This window comes from Thermococcus thermotolerans (assembly GCF_024707485.1).
Classification (GTDB): Archaea; Methanobacteriota_B; Thermococci; order Thermococcales; family Thermococcaceae; genus Thermococcus; species Thermococcus thermotolerans.
The window spans coordinates 1,093,495-1,111,916 of record NZ_CP102602.1 but is presented as its reverse complement, the minus strand read 5'-3'; the positions used below and the strand labels follow the sequence as shown (position 1 = coordinate 1,111,916).

At 52.6% G+C, this 18,422-nt stretch carries 20 protein-coding genes and 2 tRNA genes; 19 read left to right on the top strand and 3 right to left on the bottom strand.

Features of this window, described 5'->3' with window-relative positions; genetic code table 11:
• Positions 1-65: 65 nt before the first annotated feature.
• The 4 genes from NUS69_RS06300 (at position 66) to NUS69_RS06285 (ending at position 3,958) form a co-directional block, all read left to right on the top strand.
• Positions 66-275 carry a hypothetical protein gene (locus NUS69_RS06300; protein WP_258084999.1) on the top strand — a complete coding sequence of 70 codons (210 nt, stop codon included), beginning with the start codon at positions 66-68 and terminating at the stop codon, positions 273-275.
• Positions 276-366: 91 nt separating this feature from the next.
• Positions 367-1,668, top strand: coding sequence for a hypothetical protein (locus tag NUS69_RS06295; protein WP_258083045.1), 1,302 nt, complete (start codon positions 367-369; stop codon positions 1,666-1,668).
• Positions 1,669-1,709: 41 nt separating this feature from the next.
• Positions 1,710-2,513 carry an S-methyl-5'-thioadenosine phosphorylase gene (gene mtnP, locus NUS69_RS06290; protein WP_258083044.1) on the top strand — a complete coding sequence of 268 codons (804 nt, stop codon included), beginning with the start codon at positions 1,710-1,712 and terminating at the stop codon, positions 2,511-2,513.
• Positions 2,514-2,617: 104 nt separating this feature from the next.
• The gene (locus NUS69_RS06285) at positions 2,618-3,958 is read left to right on the top strand and encodes an NAD(P)/FAD-dependent oxidoreductase (protein ID WP_258083043.1); all 1,341 of its coding nucleotides are present in this window, start codon (positions 2,618-2,620) and stop codon (positions 3,956-3,958) included.
• Between the two features lie 132 nt (positions 3,959-4,090).
• Here the strand turns inward: NUS69_RS06285 and NUS69_RS06280 are convergent.
• Positions 4,091-4,168 (bottom strand) — tRNA-Gly (locus NUS69_RS06280).
• Between the two features lie 104 nt (positions 4,169-4,272).
• On the opposite strand from NUS69_RS06280, the gene NUS69_RS06275 reads away from it, so the two are divergent.
• Positions 4,273-4,350, top strand: a tRNA-Arg gene (locus tag NUS69_RS06275).
• Positions 4,351-4,588: 238 nt separating this feature from the next.
• Here the strand turns inward: NUS69_RS06275 and udp are convergent.
• Positions 4,589-5,425: a uridine phosphorylase gene (gene udp / locus NUS69_RS06270; RefSeq protein ID WP_258083042.1), complete on the bottom strand. Its 837-nt coding sequence runs from the start codon at positions 5,423-5,425 to the stop codon at positions 4,589-4,591.
• Between the two features lie 69 nt (positions 5,426-5,494).
• Between udp and NUS69_RS06265 the strand changes: the two genes are divergently transcribed.
• The 12 genes from NUS69_RS06265 (at position 5,495) to NUS69_RS06210 (ending at position 15,377) form a co-directional block, all read left to right on the top strand.
• Positions 5,495-6,559, top strand: coding sequence for a pyridoxal-phosphate dependent enzyme (locus tag NUS69_RS06265; RefSeq protein WP_258083041.1), 1,065 nt, complete (start codon positions 5,495-5,497; stop codon positions 6,557-6,559).
• 34 nt (positions 6,560-6,593) lie between these two features.
• Positions 6,594-7,472 carry an MEMO1 family protein gene (locus NUS69_RS06260; RefSeq protein WP_258083040.1) on the top strand — a complete coding sequence of 293 codons (879 nt, stop codon included), beginning with the start codon at positions 6,594-6,596 and terminating at the stop codon, positions 7,470-7,472.
• Positions 7,473-7,509: 37 nt separating this feature from the next.
• Entirely contained in the window at positions 7,510-7,884 is a 375-nt protein-coding gene (mntA, locus tag NUS69_RS06255) for a type VII toxin-antitoxin system MntA family adenylyltransferase antitoxin (RefSeq protein ID WP_258083039.1), read from the top strand.
• Positions 7,881-8,309, top strand: coding sequence for a type VII toxin-antitoxin system HepT family RNase toxin (gene hepT, locus NUS69_RS06250; protein WP_258083038.1), 429 nt, complete (start codon positions 7,881-7,883; stop codon positions 8,307-8,309). The genes mntA and hepT overlap by 4 nt, the downstream gene beginning before the upstream one ends.
• A 79-nt stretch (positions 8,310-8,388) precedes the next feature.
• The gene (locus NUS69_RS06245; protein ID WP_258083037.1) at positions 8,389-8,697 is read left to right on the top strand and encodes a nucleotidyltransferase family protein; all 309 of its coding nucleotides are present in this window, start codon (positions 8,389-8,391) and stop codon (positions 8,695-8,697) included.
• Positions 8,694-9,032, top strand: coding sequence for a HepT-like ribonuclease domain-containing protein (locus NUS69_RS06240; protein ID WP_258083036.1), 339 nt, complete (start codon positions 8,694-8,696; stop codon positions 9,030-9,032). Before NUS69_RS06245 ends, NUS69_RS06240 begins: the two co-directional genes overlap by 4 nt.
• Positions 9,029-10,033, top strand: a complete 1,005-nt coding sequence (locus tag NUS69_RS06235) for a mevalonate kinase (protein ID WP_258083035.1) — start codon at positions 9,029-9,031, stop codon at positions 10,031-10,033. Before NUS69_RS06240 ends, NUS69_RS06235 begins: the two co-directional genes overlap by 4 nt.
• Positions 10,030-10,827, top strand: coding sequence for an isopentenyl phosphate kinase (locus tag NUS69_RS06230; RefSeq protein WP_258083034.1), 798 nt, complete (start codon positions 10,030-10,032; stop codon positions 10,825-10,827). The genes NUS69_RS06235 and NUS69_RS06230 overlap by 4 nt, the downstream gene beginning before the upstream one ends.
• A gap of 382 nt (positions 10,828-11,209) precedes the next feature.
• The gene (locus NUS69_RS06225; protein WP_258083033.1) at positions 11,210-11,653 is read left to right on the top strand and encodes a hypothetical protein; all 444 of its coding nucleotides are present in this window, start codon (positions 11,210-11,212) and stop codon (positions 11,651-11,653) included.
• Positions 11,654-11,710: 57 nt separating this feature from the next.
• Positions 11,711-12,829: a type 2 isopentenyl-diphosphate Delta-isomerase gene (gene fni, locus NUS69_RS06220; RefSeq protein ID WP_258084998.1), complete on the top strand. Its 1,119-nt coding sequence runs from the start codon at positions 11,711-11,713 to the stop codon at positions 12,827-12,829.
• A gap of 118 nt (positions 12,830-12,947) precedes the next feature.
• A complete protein-coding gene (locus NUS69_RS06215) occupies positions 12,948-14,270 on the top strand; it encodes an RNase J family beta-CASP ribonuclease (RefSeq protein ID WP_258083032.1) in 1,323 nt (440 codons plus the stop codon).
• 75 nt (positions 14,271-14,345) lie between these two features.
• Complete coding sequence (locus NUS69_RS06210) at positions 14,346-15,377, top strand: polyprenyl synthetase family protein (RefSeq protein ID WP_258083031.1); 1,032 nt, start codon at positions 14,346-14,348, stop codon at positions 15,375-15,377.
• Here NUS69_RS06210 and NUS69_RS06205 read toward each other — a convergent pair.
• Positions 15,263-16,189 (bottom strand): class I SAM-dependent methyltransferase, encoded by a 927-nt coding sequence (locus NUS69_RS06205; protein ID WP_258083030.1) that lies wholly within the window; start codon positions 16,187-16,189, stop codon positions 15,263-15,265. The two genes, NUS69_RS06210 and NUS69_RS06205, sit on opposite strands and share 115 nt — an antisense overlap.
• Positions 16,190-16,522: 333 nt before the next feature.
• Here NUS69_RS06205 and NUS69_RS06200 point away from each other — a divergent pair, with 333 nt between their 5' ends.
• Both NUS69_RS06200 and NUS69_RS06195 read left to right on the top strand, forming a co-directional pair.
• Positions 16,523-17,806 carry a hypothetical protein gene (locus tag NUS69_RS06200; protein WP_258083029.1) on the top strand — a complete coding sequence of 428 codons (1,284 nt, stop codon included), beginning with the start codon at positions 16,523-16,525 and terminating at the stop codon, positions 17,804-17,806.
• A gap of 44 nt (positions 17,807-17,850) precedes the next feature.
• A complete protein-coding gene (locus NUS69_RS06195) occupies positions 17,851-18,411 on the top strand; it encodes a hypothetical protein (protein WP_258083028.1) in 561 nt (186 codons plus the stop codon).
• Positions 18,412-18,422 lie beyond the last annotated feature (11 nt).

Below are 18,422 nucleotides of genomic sequence, written 5' to 3'. Positions count from 1 at the left end.
CTTTAACGAATGTCTATGGGAAAGCTTTTTATATTTTGAAGTAGTAGATATAAGTGGTGATACCGATGACAACCGTTATCAGACGTGATGCGGAAAGATTTTTGAAGGAGCTTAGGGCCCATTACGGCGATGTCTGGCGGATACCATCGAGCAGATACCTTTCCAAGCCGGATTTCGTTGTTGTAGATCCCAAGAGCGGCAAAAAGACCAAGGTAAGCTTTGTCTCTCTCGATGACGGAGAAGTCGTTGGAGTTGTTTACGACGAGCTTGGCTGAACTTTCGTTTTTTGACTGATCTTCCATGTTCTGTTCTGACTACCGGAAACGATTAAATACCATCACATCGTAAATTTTCTGGGTGAAAATAATGCCATTGGACGTTTATCGCGAGGCCCTCCGGTTAGCTTCTGATATACGGGACAAGTACCTCCGGGCAGTCACGTACGCTAAAATTGGTTACTACATGTACCGCGCCAAAAAGCCGGAGTATAAAACTGCTTTTAAATATGCCTTCAACGCCGCCGCATCAATCGAGAACCCCGTTCTTCTGGTCAAAGCCCTCGTGGAGATAGGGACGTACCTTAAGAGGGTTGACGCAAGGACTTCCCAGAAGGTTTTCCATCAGGCTTATGAGTCTATCCTGAGCTTTCCCGAACCCCTGAAGGATGACCTCCTTGAAGAGCTGGTCATTCGCCTTCTGGAACTGGACATGCCCGACGATGCCCTCTTCTATGCCACCGACGTCAAGGACTCCGTAAAGCGAAACGACCTGTTCCTGAAGATACTCAGGGTCTACCTCAAGAAGGGCAATATGCGCAGGGCAAGGCTCATCATAGAGCAGATAGACGACGAACCCTGGCATTCCATAGCGGCCATAGAGGCGATAAAAGAGCATCTGAAACGTGAGGAGTTCGGAAGTGCTATCAGGGTTCTCTCGGAACTTAAGAGCGAGTACTGGCTCGGAGAGGCCATGAAGGAGGTTGCTGTCCACCTAAAGAACTCAGACGTCCCAACGGCCACGTACGAAAAGTTCGTGGACATCGCGCTGGGAATGTCATCAGACACTGGATTTGATGTGTTGAAGTCCCTCCTAATTGGCCTCGGCAGTCAGGGAGAGCTGGATTTTGTCATGAAGATCCTTGAACGGATGTATCCTGACGAGAGGCTCTCCATCCTGGAAGGCATCGTTAAAACTTCAGTCGATAAGGAGGAAGTTTTACTGACTCTCCTGGGGTATCTGGAAGGTGAAGAGTTCGAAAGGATAGCCGGGGTTATAATGGATCAGCTGCTCTCGAAAGGGGTCAATGCCAAATACCTGCCCCTGGTCAGAACCATAGGGGAGCACACCCGGGAGGATACAATCAGGGTTAAGGTGGTCACGTACCTCTCGAAGCTCGGTGAGTTCGATGAGGCTCTCAGGTTTGCCGGGCTTGTCCGTGGCAACTACCTCCGCTCTCTCGCCTTTGGTAGCATAGCCGTCTCCAGACTGAAATCAGGGGACATCGATGGAGCCATAGATGCCGCCCTTGAGGTTAAAGACCCCAAGTGGGGTTCGTGGTTGCTCAGCGAGATCCTCACGAAGATACTGGAACTGCAGGCTGAGGGAGAGGTCAGCGAGGACATCGAAGAGAAGGCAAAACACCAGAAGGTTCTATGGGAAAAGCACTAACGTTTTAAGCCCTCCCCCTTTTCTCATTTTCAGGTGATACCATGCCGAGGATAGCAATTATTGGAGGTTCCGGAGTCTACGACCCGAAGCTGTTGCAGAACGTCAGGGAGGAGTTCGTAAGCACCCCTTACGGAAAGGTCAGGGTGAAGATAGGCGAATACGGTGGCGAGGAAATAGCGTTCCTGGCCAGACACGGCGAGGGGCACAGCGTTCCCCCCCACAAGATAAACTATCGCGCCAACATATGGGCGCTGTATGAACTCGGTGTCGAGAGGATTCTCTCAACTTCGGCAGTAGGCTCGCTCAACGAGGCAATGAAGCCGGGCGACTTCGTTATCCTCGACCAGCTTATTGACTTCACCAAGACGAGGCACTACACCTTCTACGATGGTGATGAGAGTCCTCACGACAGAAAGTTTGTGGCTCACGTTGACTTCACCGACCCCTACTGCCCGGAGCTGAGAAAGGCACTGATAACGGCCGCGAGGGAGCTTGGGTTTGAATACCACCCAACGGGAACCTACGCCTGCATGGAGGGCCCGAGGTTCGAGACAAGGGCAGAGATAAGGGCTCTCAGGATACTGGGTGCCGATGTCGTCGGAATGACCCAGTGCCCGGAGGCAGCTCTGGCTAGGGAGCTTGAGATGTGCTACGCCAGCGTGGCCATAGTTACCAACTTCGCCGCGGGGATAAGCAGGGAGAAGCTCACCCACACCGAGGTCGTTGAGCTGATGGCCAAAAAGAGCGAGGAGATCAAGTACCTCCTGATGAAGTCCATTAAGTACATTCCAAAGGAGCGCCACTGCGCCTGCAAGGATGCCCTGAAGGGCGCGACCGGGGAGTGATCCTTCTTCTCTCCTTTTGTTTGTGGATACTGTTTACATCCAGGTGGATTTGATAAAGAAACTGTTTAAAACCTTTGGGTGGAGATATTAGTGGTGATTTCGAAATGATGAAGTACGATGTTGTAGTTGTCGGCGCGAGTGCCGGCGGCATAACCACGGCCCTCGCCGCGAGGCGGTTCTATCCCGACAAGAGCGTCTTGGTAATCAAAAAGGAGGACGTTGGGATAATCTCATGCGGCATTCCGTACGTCTTTGGAACGCTCAAGAGCATCGATGAAGACCTCATCCCCCTCGACATGTTCTTCAAGCCAGCAGGAATAGATGTTCTTGTGGATGAGGTGACCCACATCGATCCCAAGGCCAAGCTCGTAAGGACTAGAGGGGGAGAGGAGGTTCGATGGGAGAAGCTCGTCATAGCTACCGGCTCCAGACCCGTTCTTCCGGAGGTTCCGGGATTTGATCTCGACGGTGTGTACACCATACCCAAGGACTACGAATACCTGAAGGAGCTTAAGGAGCGGGTGAAGGAGGCAGAAAACGTCGTTATAATCGGCGGCGGGTTCATAGCCCTTGAGGTGGGGGATGAGATACGAAAACTCGGAAAGAACGTCACCCTGGTCGTCAGAAGTAGGCTCTTAAGGAACTCATTTGACCCAGAGTTCAGTGAGATGGTGGAGAATAGGCTCCGTGAGGTAGGTGTTGATATTGTTTACGGCCACATCGAAAGGCTCACCGGTGAGCGAAGGGTCGAGGGGGTCAGGCTGGTTGATGGTACCGAGCTTCCGGCTGATCTTGTGATATTCTCAATCGGCTACAGGCCGAACGTTGAGCTTGCCGTTAAGGCGGGTCTCAAGGTTACGCGCTACGGCATCTGGACCGACGAGTATATGAGAACATCCCACCCGGACATCTTTGCGGTTGGTGACTGTGTGGAGCACAGGGACTTCTTCACGGGGAAGCCGTACACCCTTATGCTGGCTTCAACGGCAACCTTTGAGGCCAGAATAGCCGGAGCGAATCTCTTCAGGCTTCAGATAGTGAGGGAGAACAGGAGAACGATAGGCGTCTACGCCACCCATGTTGCCGGTCTGACCCTTGCGGCCGCTGGCCTTACTGAAGAGGCCGCTAGGAAGGAGGGCTTTGAGGTCATAGTGGGCTATGGAAAGGCTCCGGACAAGCATCCCGCGGTTTTCCCGGGAACATCCATGATAACTGCGAAGCTGATATTCTCCCGCGACAGGGGGGCAATACTAGGCGCCCAGATGGCCGGCGGGGAGAGCGTGGGAGAGATGATAAACGTCCTCGCGCTGGCGATACAGAAGCGTCTCACCGCGAGTGAGCTCTACACTCTCCAAATAGCAACCCATCCGCTCCTTACGGCGTCTCCTGTGGCCTACCCAATACTTCAGGCGGCCGAGAATGCCCTGGCGAAGCTGCGGACGTGATTTCTTTCTTCCCTTATGGAAGCGCTCCCGTTCTTCAACCCAATTTTTAACTTTTCAAAATCACTGTTCTGAACGGGGTTAATTTCACATCGAGCAGCTCTGAGTTCTCAAAAACCGCCAAGAAACGAATGGTGGTGCGGTGGCCGGGATTTGAACCCGGGCCAGCGGCGTGGCAGGCCGCTGTCCTAGACCAGGCTAGACTACCACCGCAGTTCAGGCCCGTAGAATACTCACCTTCGGGCGCTTTATAAATCTTTCGGTGAGCTGAGACGGTTAAATTTATAAAGACTCCCTTAGAAGGGTTAGCGGGCAGTGCCCCGGTGGCCTAGTCTGGATAGGGCGCGAGGCTGCGGACCTCGAGGTCCGGGGTTCGAATCCCCGCCGGGGCGCCATAGAAACTCTTGCTTGGCAAAAATTTCATCAGAGTTGGTAGCTCCTTCTGAAAAGCCAAATATCCAAAAAATTCTGGACGATTTTCCTGTTGAGTGGCCATTTTGAAGTGAGAATTCAACTGCTCCTTTGGCGTGGGTTTAACTTCAAATCAACACCCGAAAGGGGCCAATAAGGGAAAAGATATCTTTGCGAGCGGTTTCAGGAAAACAACAAAACAAAAACACAAAAACTTGGGTGTCAAACCCTTCTAAGCCCCGGGAACCAGACTTTCTTTCCAGCCTTCTCCTTCTCCTCGTCCCACTCGGCGAGTATCTTCACAGCCTCACTGGCGACTAATGCCGCTTCCTTCTCCCCGGCCTTCCCGAATTCGTTGGTTATCCTGTTGGCGAAGACCGCACAGACACACCCAGCCCTCAGTCCATAGATGTTGGCGAGGGTGTAGAGAGTTGCAGCCTCCATCTCGAAGTTTGTGACGTTGGCCTGCCTCAGGTCATCGAGTATGTTCTTTGCAAAGCTTGGGAAGTAACCCCTGAGTCCGGGCCTTCCCTGGCCGAGATAGAAGCTGTCCGTCGAGGCGGTAATGCCGATATGGTAGCGGACGCCCAAAGTTTCAGCGGCCTCGATTAGGGCTAGAGTGACCTCGAGGTCTGCAACTGCTGGATATTCAACGCGGACGTACTGCTTTGAAGTCCCCTCAAGCCTCACCGCTGCCTTCGCTATGATCAGGTCGCCTATCTCCATTCCCGGTTGTATCGCGCCGGTGGAGCCGACGCGGATGAAGGTATCGGCACCTATCGCCGCGAGTTCTTCGATGGCTATGGCGGTGGACGGCCCTCCGATTCCGGTTGAGGTGACGCTTATGGGGACGCCCTTATACCTGCCTGTGTGTGTCCGGTATTCCCTGTGGAAGGCTATCTCCCTCGCCTCGTCCCAGAGAGAGCTTATTTTCGGCACCCTCTCAGGGTCGCCGGGCAGGAGGACGTAGCGTGCGACATCTCCTGGCTTGCAGGCTATGTGGTACTGGTAGCCCTCCTCGGTCTGGGGCCTCTCGGCGGAAACGAATTTCTCAACCATGGCAACCACCTTTTTATCCACTTGTGCCATAGATATCGTTCGTGAAAATAAAAAACCTTGGGTGGTACGATGCTCGTCTGCTCACGTTGCGGTAGGAAGTACCCGGAGACGTTTCGTCTGAACTGCGACTGCGGCGGAACCCTGCTAGTCAGGCGGAACCACTTCAGCTTCTTCGGTAGCCTCCTCTCGTACCTAGACATGCGCCGCTACCTCAACTTCCTCCCCGTGGGCGGGAACTACCTCCCCCCGGCAGTGCCCGCTATCACCCCGACCGCTGCACTCCAGATAGGTCCGGTCGTCGGGCTGTTCAAGCTCGAATACCTCCATCCGAGTGGCTCCTTCAAGGATCGTGGGACCTACGTCACCGTGGCAAAGCTCATGGAGGAAGGGATCCGGGAGGTCGTCCTCGACAGCTCCGGCAACGCGGCCCTGAGCATGGCCTTGTACTCCCTTCCGGCCGGGATAACTGCCCACCTATTCGTCTCATACAATACGATGCCGGAGAAGCTCTCGCTTCTGGAGAGGCTTGGGGCGGTACTCCACTTCGTTGATGGGGACAGGATGAAGGTTCACGAAATGGCAGTAGAGTTTGCAGAGCGCGAGGGGATAACCTACGTCTCCCACTGGCTCAATCCGTACTTCATCGAGGGCACAAAAACGGTGGCCTTTGAAACTTACGAGCAGGTCGGTGTTCCCGACTACGTCTTGGCCCCAGCGGGGAGCGGAACGCTCTTCCTCGGCCTCTGGAAGGGCTTCACGGAATTAAGGGATATGGGCGAGATCGCGGAGCTCCCCCGGCTCGTTGCGGTTCAGGCCAGCGGCTACGAAAGTCTCTGCGAGCGTTCGCCCCTCACCAACGGTCTGGCTGATGGGATAGCGATTCCGGAACCTCCGAGGATTGATGAAATGAAGAGGGCGATCAAGGAAACAAACGGTCTCTGTGTGAGCATTGAAGGGCCCGAAACGGTGGAAGCATTGGACTGGCTCAAGCGGGCGGGTTTTCTGGTTGAGCCCACCTCTGCCGTTGTCCTCGCGGCTCTGTGGAAGCTGGTCGAGAGCGGCGAAATTCCGGATGGTTCGAGGGTCCTTCTCCCTCTCACTGGTTCGGGCCTCAAACTGACCGAAGGTATTTAGACCTTGAGGACGATGAACCTTTGGAGGTGGGATCATGGAGGTAAGGTATCCGGCAGTCGCTGGTAGCTTCTATCCCTCGGACAAAGCGCTCATCGAGATGCTGGAGGAGTTCTTCAACGACCTCGGCGAGGAGGGAAGCGAGAGGAGGATAACAGCTGGCGTTGCGCCCCACGCGGGCTACGTCTTCTCGGGCTACACGGCTTCGAGAACATACAAGGCTATCTTTGAGGACGGCCTGCCGGAGACCTTCGTAATCCTCGGGCCGAACCACACCGGCCTCGGCTCGCCGATAGCGGTCTACCCCTCCGGAAAGTGGCGCACACCGCTCGGTGACGTCGAGGTTGATTCCGAGATGGCCAAGGCCATAGCGAAGCTCTCTGGCATAGCCGACCTTGATGAGCTGGCCCACAAATACGAGCACTCAATAGAGGTACAGCTTCCCTTCATCCAGTACCTGGCTGAAAAAGCTGGGAAGGAAGTTAGAATAGTTCCAATAGCCCTCGGCATTCAGGACGAGGAGGTCTCCGAAGACCTTGGAAGGGCCATCTTTGAGGCATCAAAGGAGCTCGGCAGGGACGTGGTTGTGGTAGCGAGCACCGACTTCATGCACTACGGAGCCATGTACGGCTACGTGCCCTTCAGGGCGAGGGCGAGCGAGCTTCCCCACAGGATAAAGGAGTGGGACTTCCGCGTAATAAGGAGAATCCTCGATTTCGACGTTGGAGGCATGTTCAGAGAGCTCCGCGAGATGAACCACACCATGTGCGGGCCGGGTGGAGTTGGGACTGCGATAGTTTACTCCCGCTTGGCTGGAGCGCTTGAGGCGGAGCTACTCCACTACACGACGAGCTTCGAGGTCAGCAGGAGCACCGATGCCATCGTCGGCTACGCGAGCATCGTGATGAGAAGGTGAACGAAAAGGCCATAAGGGGGTTTTCCTATTTTCCTCCATGAACATTGAGGATGCCGTCAAAAAAATCCTTGAGCTCGGTGGAGAGCGGGTGAAGTTCGTAATTCTCTTTGGCTCTCAATCCAGAGGTGAGGCCAGAAAGGACAGTGATGTAGACCTGTGCGTTTACTACGAGGGAAGCCCAAAAGAGGCGTTTCTCTTCAGGATGCTCGTCCTTGGAAGCCTTCCCGAGAATTATGATGTTCAGATTTTTCAGCTCCTTCCGGTTTACATAAAAAAGGAGTGCCTCAAGGGTAAAGTTCTCTTCTGCATGGACGAGACGTTCCTCTACGACCTCGCCTACGAAACGCTCAAGGAGTGGGAGGACTTCAGGAGATACTACTACGACTACCTCGGGTTGGAGGCGATAGAATGAGGGTCGAGATCATACGCTCCAAGATTGAGGAGATACTTGAGAGCCTCAAACTTATTGAGGAGAACCTCCCAGATGATTTTGAGGACTTCGAATCGCTTGGTATAGTCAAGGACGGAATCTACAAGCGGGCCGAATTTGCAATCCAGAACGTGATTGATATATGCGCTGTGATAAACTCCGACCTGAGGCTCACGATGCCGGAAAGGGAGGAGGACGTTTTTGAGGGACTCGTGCGCGCCGGGATAATTCCTGAGGAGATGGCCCACAAACTCAGGCTCATGAAGGGCTTTCGCAACATCCTTGTCCACAGATACGGGAGGATTAACGATAGACTGGCATTTGAGGTTCTCCGCGGGCAGCTTGGGGACATCTATGAGTTCGTTGAGCTGATAGAACACTTTTTACGGGATCAAGAGTGGGGCTGAGGGGTAGTAGTCTGTTACGCAAGTATATTCTTCAAACGCTGAACGAAAAGGCCATAAGGGGCTTTTCTTATTTTCTATCATGCAGACCGCACGCGTTAGAACACTTGAGGATGTCCAAAAAATCCTACACGCTCACAGGAAGGAACTGAGTGAGAAATATGGTGTTAAGCGTATTGGTGTCTTTGGCTCATATTCACGAAATGAGCAGAGGCCGGACAGTGATGTTGACATTCTCGTGGAGTTCAAGCAGCCCGTGGGGTTAATAGAGTTCATACGCCTTCAGAAATACCTCGAAGAACTCCTTGGGGTTAGGGTTGACCTCGTAACCAAAGGGGCTTTGAAGAGACGCATTAGGGAACGGATTCTCAAAGAGGTGAAGTACGTATGAGGGACCCTTTTCTCTACGTTGAGGATATTCTTGAGGCTATTGAGAAAATTAGACGGTATACAGAGGGCATGGGCTTTGAGGACTTCGTGGAAGATGAGAAAACGGTCGATGCAGTAATCCGAAACCTTGAAATAATAGGGGAAGCAGCGAAGCACATTCCAGATGAGTTTAAGACTCTTCATCCGGAGGTCCCCTGGAAAGAAATTGCAGGGATGAGGGACAGGTTAATCCACGCTTACTTTGGCGTTGACCTCTCGCTCGTTTGGTACACGGTTCAAAACGAGCTTGACGATTTGGAAAATGTCATGAGAAAGCTTCTGGAGGGTCAAGGATGAGGGTTCTGGCATCTGCCCCGGCTAAAATTATCCTCTTCGGCGAGCACAGCGTCGTCTACGGTAAGCCTGCCATTGCTGCCGCCATCGACCTCAGAACCTATGTCTGGGCGGAGTTCAACGATAGGGGAGCGATAAAGATAGAGGCCAAGGACATCCGCGTTCCTGGCTTAACCGTTTCCTTCTCAGAGGACGAGATTTACTTCGAGAGCGACTACGGAAAGGCCGCGGAGGTTCTCAGCTACGTCCGGCAGGCGATAGAGCTTGTGAGGGAGGAGGCCGATGCTAACGGGAAAGGAATTACTGTCTCTATAACGTCACAGATTCCCGTCGGGGCCGGCCTCGGATCATCCGCTGCAGTTGCAGTTGCCACAATCGGGGCTGTATCCAAACTCCTCGGCCTTGAGCTGACCAACGAGGAGATAGGAAAGCTAGGCCACAGGGTTGAGCTCCTCGTCCAGGGAGCATCGAGCGGCATAGACCCCACCGTATCTGCCATAGGAGGCTTCATCCACTACGAGAAGGGGAACTTCGAACACCTGCCCTTCATGGAACTGCCCATAGTGGTCGGCTACACAGGTTCGAGCGGCTCAACCAAGGAGCTCGTGGCCATGGTGAGGAGAACCTATGAAGAGATGCCCGAGGTCATAGAGCCTGTACTCGTTGCGATGGGCAAGATAGTCGAGAAGGCCAGGGAGGTAATAATCTCCGACCTCGACGAGGAGGTTCGCTTCGCCCAGCTCGGCAGGCTCATGAACATCAACCACGGGCTTTTGGATGCCATTGGAGTTTCAACGAAAAAGCTGAGCGAGTTAGTTTATGCCGCAAGGGTTGCGGGAGCGATAGGGGCGAAGATAACCGGCGCCGGCGGTGGCGGCTGTATGTACGCCTTGGCCCCGGAGAACCAGAGCGAAGTTGCCACTGCCATAACCATAGCCGGTGGGACACCGATGATAACGAGGATAAGCCGTGAGGGACTGAGGATAGAGGAGGTTCTGCCATGATAATCGTCAAAATCGGTGGAAGCGTCTTCAGCGACAAGAAAGGTGAGCCCGAGAACTTTGACCATGAGACAGTGAGAAACATAGCGAAGGAAATAGCCAAATTCTATCCCCGAGAGGACTTCATCATCGTCCACGGCGGCGGGAGCTTTGGCCACCATTACGCCAAGAAATACAGAATCAGAGAAGGTCTTCCGGAGGACTGGGATACCGCCAACTTCAGGAGGGTAGGCTTCACCGAGACCCATCAGGCCATGCTCAGGGCGAACGCGAACTTCATCAAAGCCTTCGTCCGTGAGGGCCTGCCGGCCTTCTCCGTCTCGACTTCCTCCGTCTTCATAACCGAGAACGGTGAGGTCGCCTACGGGGACCTTGAGGTCGTGGAGAGACTGCTGGAACTCAGATTCATTCCCGTTCTCTTCGGAGACGTCTCTATAGACCTTGCGAAGGGCATAGACATACTCTCCGGCGACCAGATTATCACATACCTCGCCAAGATGCTTGAGCCGGAGAAGGTGATATTCCTGATGGACGTTGACGGAATCTACGACGGCAAACCCGGGGAAGGCAGGCTGATTCAGGAGCTCAGAAAGGGGGAGATAGATTCCCTCCTTGAGAGGCTCCACTGCATCTCTGCTGGAACCGACGTCACCGGCGGAATCTGCAACAAGCTGAGGGAGGCGAAGAAGATAGCCGAGCACTCGGAGGTCTGGTTCGTGAACGGGAAGGTTCCCGGAAGGCTGAGCGGGGCGATAAGGGGCGACGGCTTTGGAACGAGAATCAAGACTCAGATTTAATGTCCCTTTGTTCAGGTTTTCACTCTGGTTTCTTTGACTAATAAAGCTCCTGAAGGTATGGTTGGGAAGTAAGAACTCACGAAAAAAAGCGTAACAGATTATAACTCACAAAAGAAAAAACCTATAAGTCCAGAAGTCAGAGGTATTATTGCAATAGTTAGTGGGAGGTGCAGGCATGAAAAGACTGCTTGCGGCACTTGTTGGGTGTTAATAGTGGCTGTGGGCATGCAAGATGTAGTAGCCAGTGGCAGTTGTACAAATTGCAACTGGGCACAAGCTCATGGACTTCTGTAAGTGTATTCATTTATCCAGACTCCCCAGATTATGCAGAAACGCAACAAAGTTTTGTTTGGTCATAGGAAGTGTGAGTAAGGTGATAATTATGCGAACGGTCTCCATAGCTCGTGGATCTTTACTGGCTGTAGCGGTTCTTTTGATTCTCTTGGGACTAACATTTGTTATTGATTATCAGCTCAACAAGGACGATCCATATTTTGAAGATCCGGATGCGGTTGAGCTTACTTATGGTGTCGCTACGTACTTCTTCATAATTGGAGGAATATTGCTACTTTTTGGTATATTTTATCGCGAGAATGTAAACCTTGTAGTAAACTTAGTTGCTACCGTGTTCTTAGCACTGGCTGTATATACCGGGCATAGTTTGGCTGTTAGCGGTGTGAAGAAAGGCCTTCCATCGTGTGGAAGTTATAAATGGCCAGAGCTTGTTGTATACCTGGGGACATTCCTCTTTTTAGTGAGTTTAGTTGCCTTGGTATTGGTATGGATTCACTTTTCTACAAAACTCTTCAGAGAAAGTGCAGGCTAATCTTTAGTGCCCAAAAACCTCTTAACCTCCGGCTCCATTCTCTCTTTGGTGGTTGAAATGGAGGCTTTTGATAAGGAGGAACTCACGATCATCAGGAAGTTCGAGCACATCGAGCACTGCCTCAAGAGGAACGTTCAGGCGCATGTTTCCAACGGTTTTGAAGATATCCACTTCGTCCACATGAGCCTGCCGGAGATAGACAAGGAGGAAATAGACCTAAGCGTCGAGTTTCTCGGGAGGAAGTTCGACTACCCCATCTTCATAGCCGGAATGACCGGTGGAACGAGGGGCTCTCAGCTCGCGGGCAAGATAAACAAGACTTTAGCGAAGGCCGCCCAGGAGCTCAACATACCGATGGGAGTCGGCAGCCAGAGGGCAATGATAAGGAAGCCTGAAACCTGGGAGAGCTACTACGTTAGGGACGTCGCCCCCGATGTCTTCCTCGTCGGCAACCTTGGTGCTCCCCAATTCGCCGAGACGATGCCCGGAAGGTACGGGATTGATGAGGCCTTAAAGGCAGTTGAGACGATTCAGGCGGACGCTTTAGCGATACACATGAACCCGCTCCAGGAGAGCGTCCAGCCCGAAGGGGATACACAGTACAGGGGTGTCCTGAAAGCCCTTGCCGAGCTCAAGGCCGCGTTTCCCTATCCGATAATAGCGAAGGAAACCGGGGCCGGTGTTTCCATGGAGGTAGCTATAAGGCTTGAGAGCATCGGGATAGATGCCATCGATGTCGGCGGCCTTGGGGGGACGAGCTGGAGCGCCGTTGAGTACTACCGCGCCAAGGACGAGATGGGCAGAAACCTCGCCCTTCGCTTCTGGGACTGGGGGATTAAGACGGCCATAAGCGTCGCTGAGGTTCGCTACGCCACTAACATGCCAATTATAGCCACCGGCGGAATGCGCGATGGGATAACGATGGCTAAGGCCTTAGCCATGGGTGCAACCTTCGCGGGCGTTGCACTGCCCCTCCTCAGGCCGGCCGTGAAAGGTGACGTTGAGGGCGTTATCAAAGTCCTCCAGCGCTACATCGAAGAAATCAGAAACACGATGTTCCTCGTTGGGGCAAGGAACGTCGAGGAGCTGAGGAAGGTTCCGCTCGTGGTTACGGGCTTCACTAGGGAGTGGCTGGAGCAGAGGATCGACCTGCCGGCCTACCTCAGGAGGCGGTGATTTTTATTCTTCTTCCTCAACTCTAGAAAATGCACACCTTTTTAAACCCCTGTCAACAACTAAGACCAACGCAGCCCCACGCCTCAGGAGAGGCCTGGGGGCGTAAGGAGGAATAGACATGATAAAAATCCACACAGTTAGCGGTTACGAGGAAGTAGGCAAGAACATGACCGCCGTCGAATACAACGGGGAAGTCGTTATAATTGACATGGGGATAAGGCTTGACCGCGTTCTCATCCATGAGGACGTCAACATCCAGCAGTTCCCCACGAAGGAACTCCAGAAGCTCGGCGCAATTCCTGACGATTCTTCAATCAGAAACAAGAAGGTTGTCGCCATAACCTTCACCCACGGTCACCTCGACCATATCGGCGCGGTGGCCAAGCTCGCCCCCCACTACCCGGACGTTCCGATATACGGCACGCCCTACACGATAAGGCTCGCGAAGGGTGAAATCAAGAGCGAGCAGTACTTCGAGGTCAAGAACCCGATGTACGAGACCGAGTACGGCGAGATAGTCCAGGTGAGTGAGAACCTGGCGGTAGAGTTCGTCAGGATAACCCACTCCATTCCGCAGTCTGCCATGGTCGTTGTCCACACTCCCGAGGGGGCCGTGATCCACACCGGCGACTTCAAGTTCGACAACAACAACCCTCTCGGCGAGAGGCCCGACTACAAACGCCTGAAGGAGCTCGGGAAGGAGGGCGTCAAGGTTCTTATAGCCGAGTCAACCCGCGTCGCTGAACCAACCAAGACGCCGAGCGAGGCCGTTGCCCAGATGCTCCTTGAGGACTTCTTCCTCTACGAGGGCATGGAGGCGGACGGGCTTATAGCGACGACCTTCGCCAGCCACATTTCTCGCCTTCAGGAGCTCATATGGATAGCCAACAAGATGGGCAGGCAGGCCGTTCTGGTCGGCCGCTCGCTCGCCAAGTACACAGGAATAGCCAAGCAGCTCGGCCTCATCAAGATGAAGGGTGCAAAAGCTGTGAGGAGCCCCAACGCCGTCAGGAAGGTTCTCAAGGAGGTTTCTCAAGCAAGGGAGAACTATCTGCTGATAGTCACCGGGCACCAGGGAGAGCCCGGGGCCGTTCTTACCAGAATGGCCAACGGTGAGCTCTACGACATCGGCAAGAGAGACATCGTGGTTTTCTCCGCTGGAACGATACCCAATCCACTCAACAGGGCCCAGCGCTACGTCCTCGAAACCAAGCTCAAGATGAAGGGTGTCAGAATGATAAAGGACTTACACGTCAGCGGTCATGCCAGCAGGGAGGACCACCGCTACCTCATCAGGATGCTCAATCCCGAGAACATAGTTCCGGCGCACGGTGAGTTCAGGATGCTCACCCACTACGCGGAATTGGCTGAGGAGGAAGGTTACCTCATCGGCAGGGACGTCTTCGTGTCGAGGAACGGCTACATGGTCGAAATACGCTGAACGTCGAGGGCAAAACTGATAAACCGTTGCCCTATTTTTCCTTTAGGTTGCTTTCATCACTCACGGGGTGGTAGAATGGGGAAGTACGATGAGCTGTTCGCAAGGGTTAAAGAGACCGCAAAGGACGTTGATAGGGCAATATTCGAGCTCATTCCTGAAAAAGAGCCGGACAAGCTCTACGATGCGGCTAGACACTATCCGCTTGCCGGGGGAAAGAGGGTTCGTCCCTTCGTGGTTCTCCGTGCTGCTGAGGCTGTCGGCGGCGATCCTGAGAAAGCACTGTATCCTGCGGCTGCCGTCGAGTTCATCCACAACTACTCACTGGTTCACGACGACATCATGGACATGGACGAGCTCAGGCGCGGAAGGCCCACGGTTCACAAGCTCTGGGGCGTCAACATGGCTATTCTTGCAGGCGACCTGCTGTTCTCCAAGGCCTTTGAGGCGGTAGCTAAAGCGGAGGTCAGTCCCGAGAAGAAAGCGAGGATTTTAGAAGTCCTCGTCCGGACTTCCAACGAGCTCTGCGAGGGCCAGGCCCTCGACATTGAGTTCGAGACGAGGGAGGAGGTCACAGTTGATGAATACCTCAGGATGATAAGCGGCAAGACGGGTGCGCTCTTCGACGGCTCTGCTACCATAGGGGCAATCGTTGGAACTGACAATGAAGAATACATCCAAGCCCTCTCGAAGTGGGGAATGAACGTGGGCATAGCCTTCCAGATATGGGACGACGTGCTCGATTTGATAGCCGACGAGGAGAAGCTCGGAAAACCCGTCGGTAGCGACATCAGGAAGGGCAAGAAGACGCTGATAGTGGGCCACTTCTTTGACAATGCAACCGAGGAGGATAAAGCCGAGTTCCTGAAGGTCTTCGGCAAGTACGCGGGCGATGCAAAAGGTGACGCGCTCATCCACGACGAGAAGGTCAAGGAGGAAGTTGCCAGGGCCATTGAGCTCCTCAGGAAGTACGGCAGTATAGACTACGCGGCAAACTACGCCAAGAACCTTGTGAAAGAGGCCAACGAGGCCCTGAAGGTTCTCCCGGAGAGCGAGGCGAGGAAAGATCTGGAGTTGCTCGCCAAGTTCCTCGTGGAGAGGGAGTTCTGAGCTTTACCCCTCTTTTTTGCCAGAATCCATCCCACAGGTGGATGCTCCGCACCAGTTTTCCATTTCTCGTAGGATCTATCCCACCGCTCCAGGAGTTCGGCGCGCTTTTTCTCGTCTTTTATCCGCTCCACGTATTCCCGTGGGATGTAGGCTAAGTAGTGCGGCAGGCCCGGCTCGAAGGTTCCGCTCTCGATTACCTTTCCTCCTGCCTTTTCGACGAGCTCAACCAGCTTTTCCAGTGGGGGATAGTGCAGGTCGTCCTTCTCGCCGAAGAGGGTCTCAAATATCTCTTCCCTCAGGTTGTAGAGCTCAAGGTGCGCCCTCTGCCTCTCGTTGTTCGCCACCGGTAGACTCTCCGCGATGAAGACCTTTTCGGCAACGCGGAACATCTCAGAGATGACATTAACCATCGTTTCCTCGCTCTTCAAGCTCCTGATTCCATGAACGAGGACGGCCAGGTCGAAGGCTTTGAACGGAAAAGGTAACTTTCTCGCGTCCACCTTGAGGGGAATTATTCTGTGCTTCAGGCCCGTTGCGGTTGTTATCTCATCGAAGAAGCGCCAGCGGGAGCGGTCAACTGCAACGACGCGGCCGGTTTCGCCGACGAGGTAGGCGAGGGGGACAGTGGTCAGCGCGTGCGCTCCACACCCAACCTCAAGGACGTTCATGCCCTCTTTGATGGGCGCGAATTGAAGGACGCGAAAGCGTTCGAGCATTTCTATATGGAGCCAGTTGGGAGGTAGTGGCGGCTCGTTCCGGGGCGGGATTTTTGAAAGAACTTCTCTTTCAAACGTTCTCTCGTCAACAGGCATGAACAACACCGAAGACGGCTAAAAACGTTCTCTTTAAGGCGTTTTCGGAGAAAAGGTTTTATAAGGTGGGGTTGAATTGATGGAAGGTTGAAATTCTTCTTAGTGTGGTCTCTGACACTAGTGAGTCATCATCTTAGTTACATATTGCACGATTGCATCGTCATGCAACTCTTTTACTCAGCTTTCTTTTGGACAGTTCTAAGGGAAAAACATGTATTAGAATAAATTCATACTTGAAAAAAAAAGGAAGAATAACTACAATAAGTAAAAGGAAAAACTTATAAGCCAAAGTTGTATAATATGGGTTGCAGACGGCTTAAGGAGGTGAACTATGTGCGATGGAAACCGTTGTTTGCAGTCCTGTTAGGACTGCTGATGGTTGGAGTGACGGCAGGGAGTGCAAGTGCAGGCCTCTCAAACTTCCCCTCCTGGAAAGTGGGGCCTGTAGCTTTAAATGGAGTCTATGACCCCACACCTAAAAACGGAAGCAATGTTACTTATGAGGCATCAGGAAAACTTGAATTTGATTTAAACAACCATAGGTTATACGGATGGATATCCTACGATGGCAGAAGAGTTCCTGTTTCCTGGAGGTACACTGTGATTAAATCAATGGATTTCGATGGATATGCCATGTTCCCGGCAAGCAGTAGATCACGGGGATTAGACGTTTTGGAATCGGTTGTTTACGCCAATGGTACCGTCTGGCTTTTTGCTAGGGATTCAAATGGTGGCTTGGTGGCCCTGAAGGGTATTTCCAGAGAGCTTGTTAATGCGCTTAATCGTGTGCAAGTACCTACTTCTTCAGTCTCGGACAAGGAGTGGCTTTGGATGATATTCACACCACATGTTGAAAAGAGGGAGATACCAGTACCACTGATATCACTGCATCCGGATCGCGTGAGAACCATGTCAGCTCCAGAAACATCAACCTCGCAGAAGACTTTTGAATACACATACACCGTGGGATGGTGGATTTTTAAGAGTACCCTTTACATCGATGTCGCATTGGAACTCCATGGCCCCACTATTTTGGAAGATAACGGAATGTACGGCTTTGATATCATGATTTTGGATGAAGGGGAGATTTCCAATGGGCAAAAACACTCAAAATCTACTCCCCTCTTTGTTGGGGATGATGGAACGTCTTTAACCAGCCCCGTGGAGGTGGGAATAGTTGTGCCCCATTCCAGTTCCCTGTCCCTTGAAATTCCGAAGGTTTTCTTTGATTACATTGGCACTACAACGCCGTCCCTCGATAAAATAGGATTAGGATGGGACATTCTAACCGTTCCCTTTGACGGCTCCGGAATAAATCCAATAAATGCCGTGTCTCTCTTCACAAGTACAGAGCCGAAGGTGCTGTATGATAAGTTTCCACCGGCCCATCCTCCAAATGTGCTTCACGCGTCATATGAGAATATCAGAATATCTTCAAAGTCCCAGTGGATGGGCGGGAATGTTTACGTACAACGTGCCAAGGGCAGTGGATGGGGGGCAATAAAGATATACTTCAAAGCCCCGGTATATTACAGAATATCGGTCACCCAAAGCGGAGGATTCAAACAGGTGGGTCTTTTGCAGGACAGTGTTTCCCTTTCTGTTTTCAATCCATAACTCCTTTAATTATTTACTCTTTATGGTACTTCGAGGGTGATACCATGAAAAAGTTGTGGATACTAATGATTGTGCTCTACGCGGCTGGATTCCTGTCAGGGCTGGTTCTTGAGAGTCATTACTCTACACAGCGAATCATAAACGAGCGGAATCACGCTGAAATCTCGTGTGTGCGGGAAAAAATGTTCATAGAACTTCGTGACATGGAATCCCATTCGGGAAATTCCCTGAAGGCCATTAAAACTAACTCTCCTGGAGTGTTTAATATTTCCATGATGGAACTGGAGCGGGACCTTAGCCGGCTGTCCACCCAGCTTTCGGAAGCGGCCATATACATCTATCCTGGTAGAAGACCGACTGACGAAGCGATAACAAACCTCACGGATACATCGTCCTGCATGGAGTTCATAGAAACTTCTCGAAAGGCTGTTATTAAAGGGGAAGCCAACATCTCTGTCGTTGAGGGGGGCATTACTCTGATTCAGAATTTTGCAGTTGAATGGCTCAACAACGGTACTTATCCCAGTCATGAGTTTCTCCAGGCCAACAGAGAGCTTCAGGAGCAATGTAGGTTGCTACTTCCTGAGATAAAAGGGAGAGAATAAGGAGACAGCCC

Excerpts from the sequence above, each read along its gene's own strand:
- NUS69_RS06300 (WP_258084999.1), top strand. The coding sequence starts at position 66 with ATGACAACCGTTATCAGACGTGATGCGGAAAGATTTTTGAAGGAGCTT.
- NUS69_RS06295 (WP_258083045.1), top strand. The coding sequence starts at position 367 with ATGCCATTGGACGTTTATCGCGAGGCCCTCCGGTTAGCTTCTGATATA.
- mtnP (WP_258083044.1), top strand. The coding sequence starts at position 1,710 with ATGCCGAGGATAGCAATTATTGGAGGTTCCGGAGTCTACGACCCGAAG.
- NUS69_RS06285 (WP_258083043.1), top strand. The coding sequence starts at position 2,618 with ATGATGAAGTACGATGTTGTAGTTGTCGGCGCGAGTGCCGGCGGCATA.
- udp (WP_258083042.1), bottom strand. The coding sequence starts at position 5,425 with ATGGTTGAGAAATTCGTTTCCGCCGAGAGGCCCCAGACCGAGGAGGGC.
- NUS69_RS06265 (WP_258083041.1), top strand. The coding sequence starts at position 5,495 with ATGCTCGTCTGCTCACGTTGCGGTAGGAAGTACCCGGAGACGTTTCGT.
- NUS69_RS06260 (WP_258083040.1), top strand. The coding sequence starts at position 6,594 with ATGGAGGTAAGGTATCCGGCAGTCGCTGGTAGCTTCTATCCCTCGGAC.
- mntA (WP_258083039.1), top strand. The coding sequence starts at position 7,510 with ATGAACATTGAGGATGCCGTCAAAAAAATCCTTGAGCTCGGTGGAGAG.
- hepT (WP_258083038.1), top strand. The coding sequence starts at position 7,881 with ATGAGGGTCGAGATCATACGCTCCAAGATTGAGGAGATACTTGAGAGC.
- NUS69_RS06245 (WP_258083037.1), top strand. The coding sequence starts at position 8,389 with ATGCAGACCGCACGCGTTAGAACACTTGAGGATGTCCAAAAAATCCTA.
- NUS69_RS06240 (WP_258083036.1), top strand. The coding sequence starts at position 8,694 with ATGAGGGACCCTTTTCTCTACGTTGAGGATATTCTTGAGGCTATTGAG.
- NUS69_RS06235 (WP_258083035.1), top strand. The coding sequence starts at position 9,029 with ATGAGGGTTCTGGCATCTGCCCCGGCTAAAATTATCCTCTTCGGCGAG.
- NUS69_RS06230 (WP_258083034.1), top strand. The coding sequence starts at position 10,030 with ATGATAATCGTCAAAATCGGTGGAAGCGTCTTCAGCGACAAGAAAGGT.
- NUS69_RS06225 (WP_258083033.1), top strand. The coding sequence starts at position 11,210 with ATGCGAACGGTCTCCATAGCTCGTGGATCTTTACTGGCTGTAGCGGTT.
- fni (WP_258084998.1), top strand. The coding sequence starts at position 11,711 with ATGGAGGCTTTTGATAAGGAGGAACTCACGATCATCAGGAAGTTCGAG.
- NUS69_RS06215 (WP_258083032.1), top strand. The coding sequence starts at position 12,948 with ATGATAAAAATCCACACAGTTAGCGGTTACGAGGAAGTAGGCAAGAAC.
- NUS69_RS06210 (WP_258083031.1), top strand. The coding sequence starts at position 14,346 with ATGGGGAAGTACGATGAGCTGTTCGCAAGGGTTAAAGAGACCGCAAAG.
- NUS69_RS06205 (WP_258083030.1), bottom strand. The coding sequence starts at position 16,189 with ATGCCTGTTGACGAGAGAACGTTTGAAAGAGAAGTTCTTTCAAAAATC.
- NUS69_RS06195 (WP_258083028.1), top strand. The coding sequence starts at position 17,851 with ATGAAAAAGTTGTGGATACTAATGATTGTGCTCTACGCGGCTGGATTC.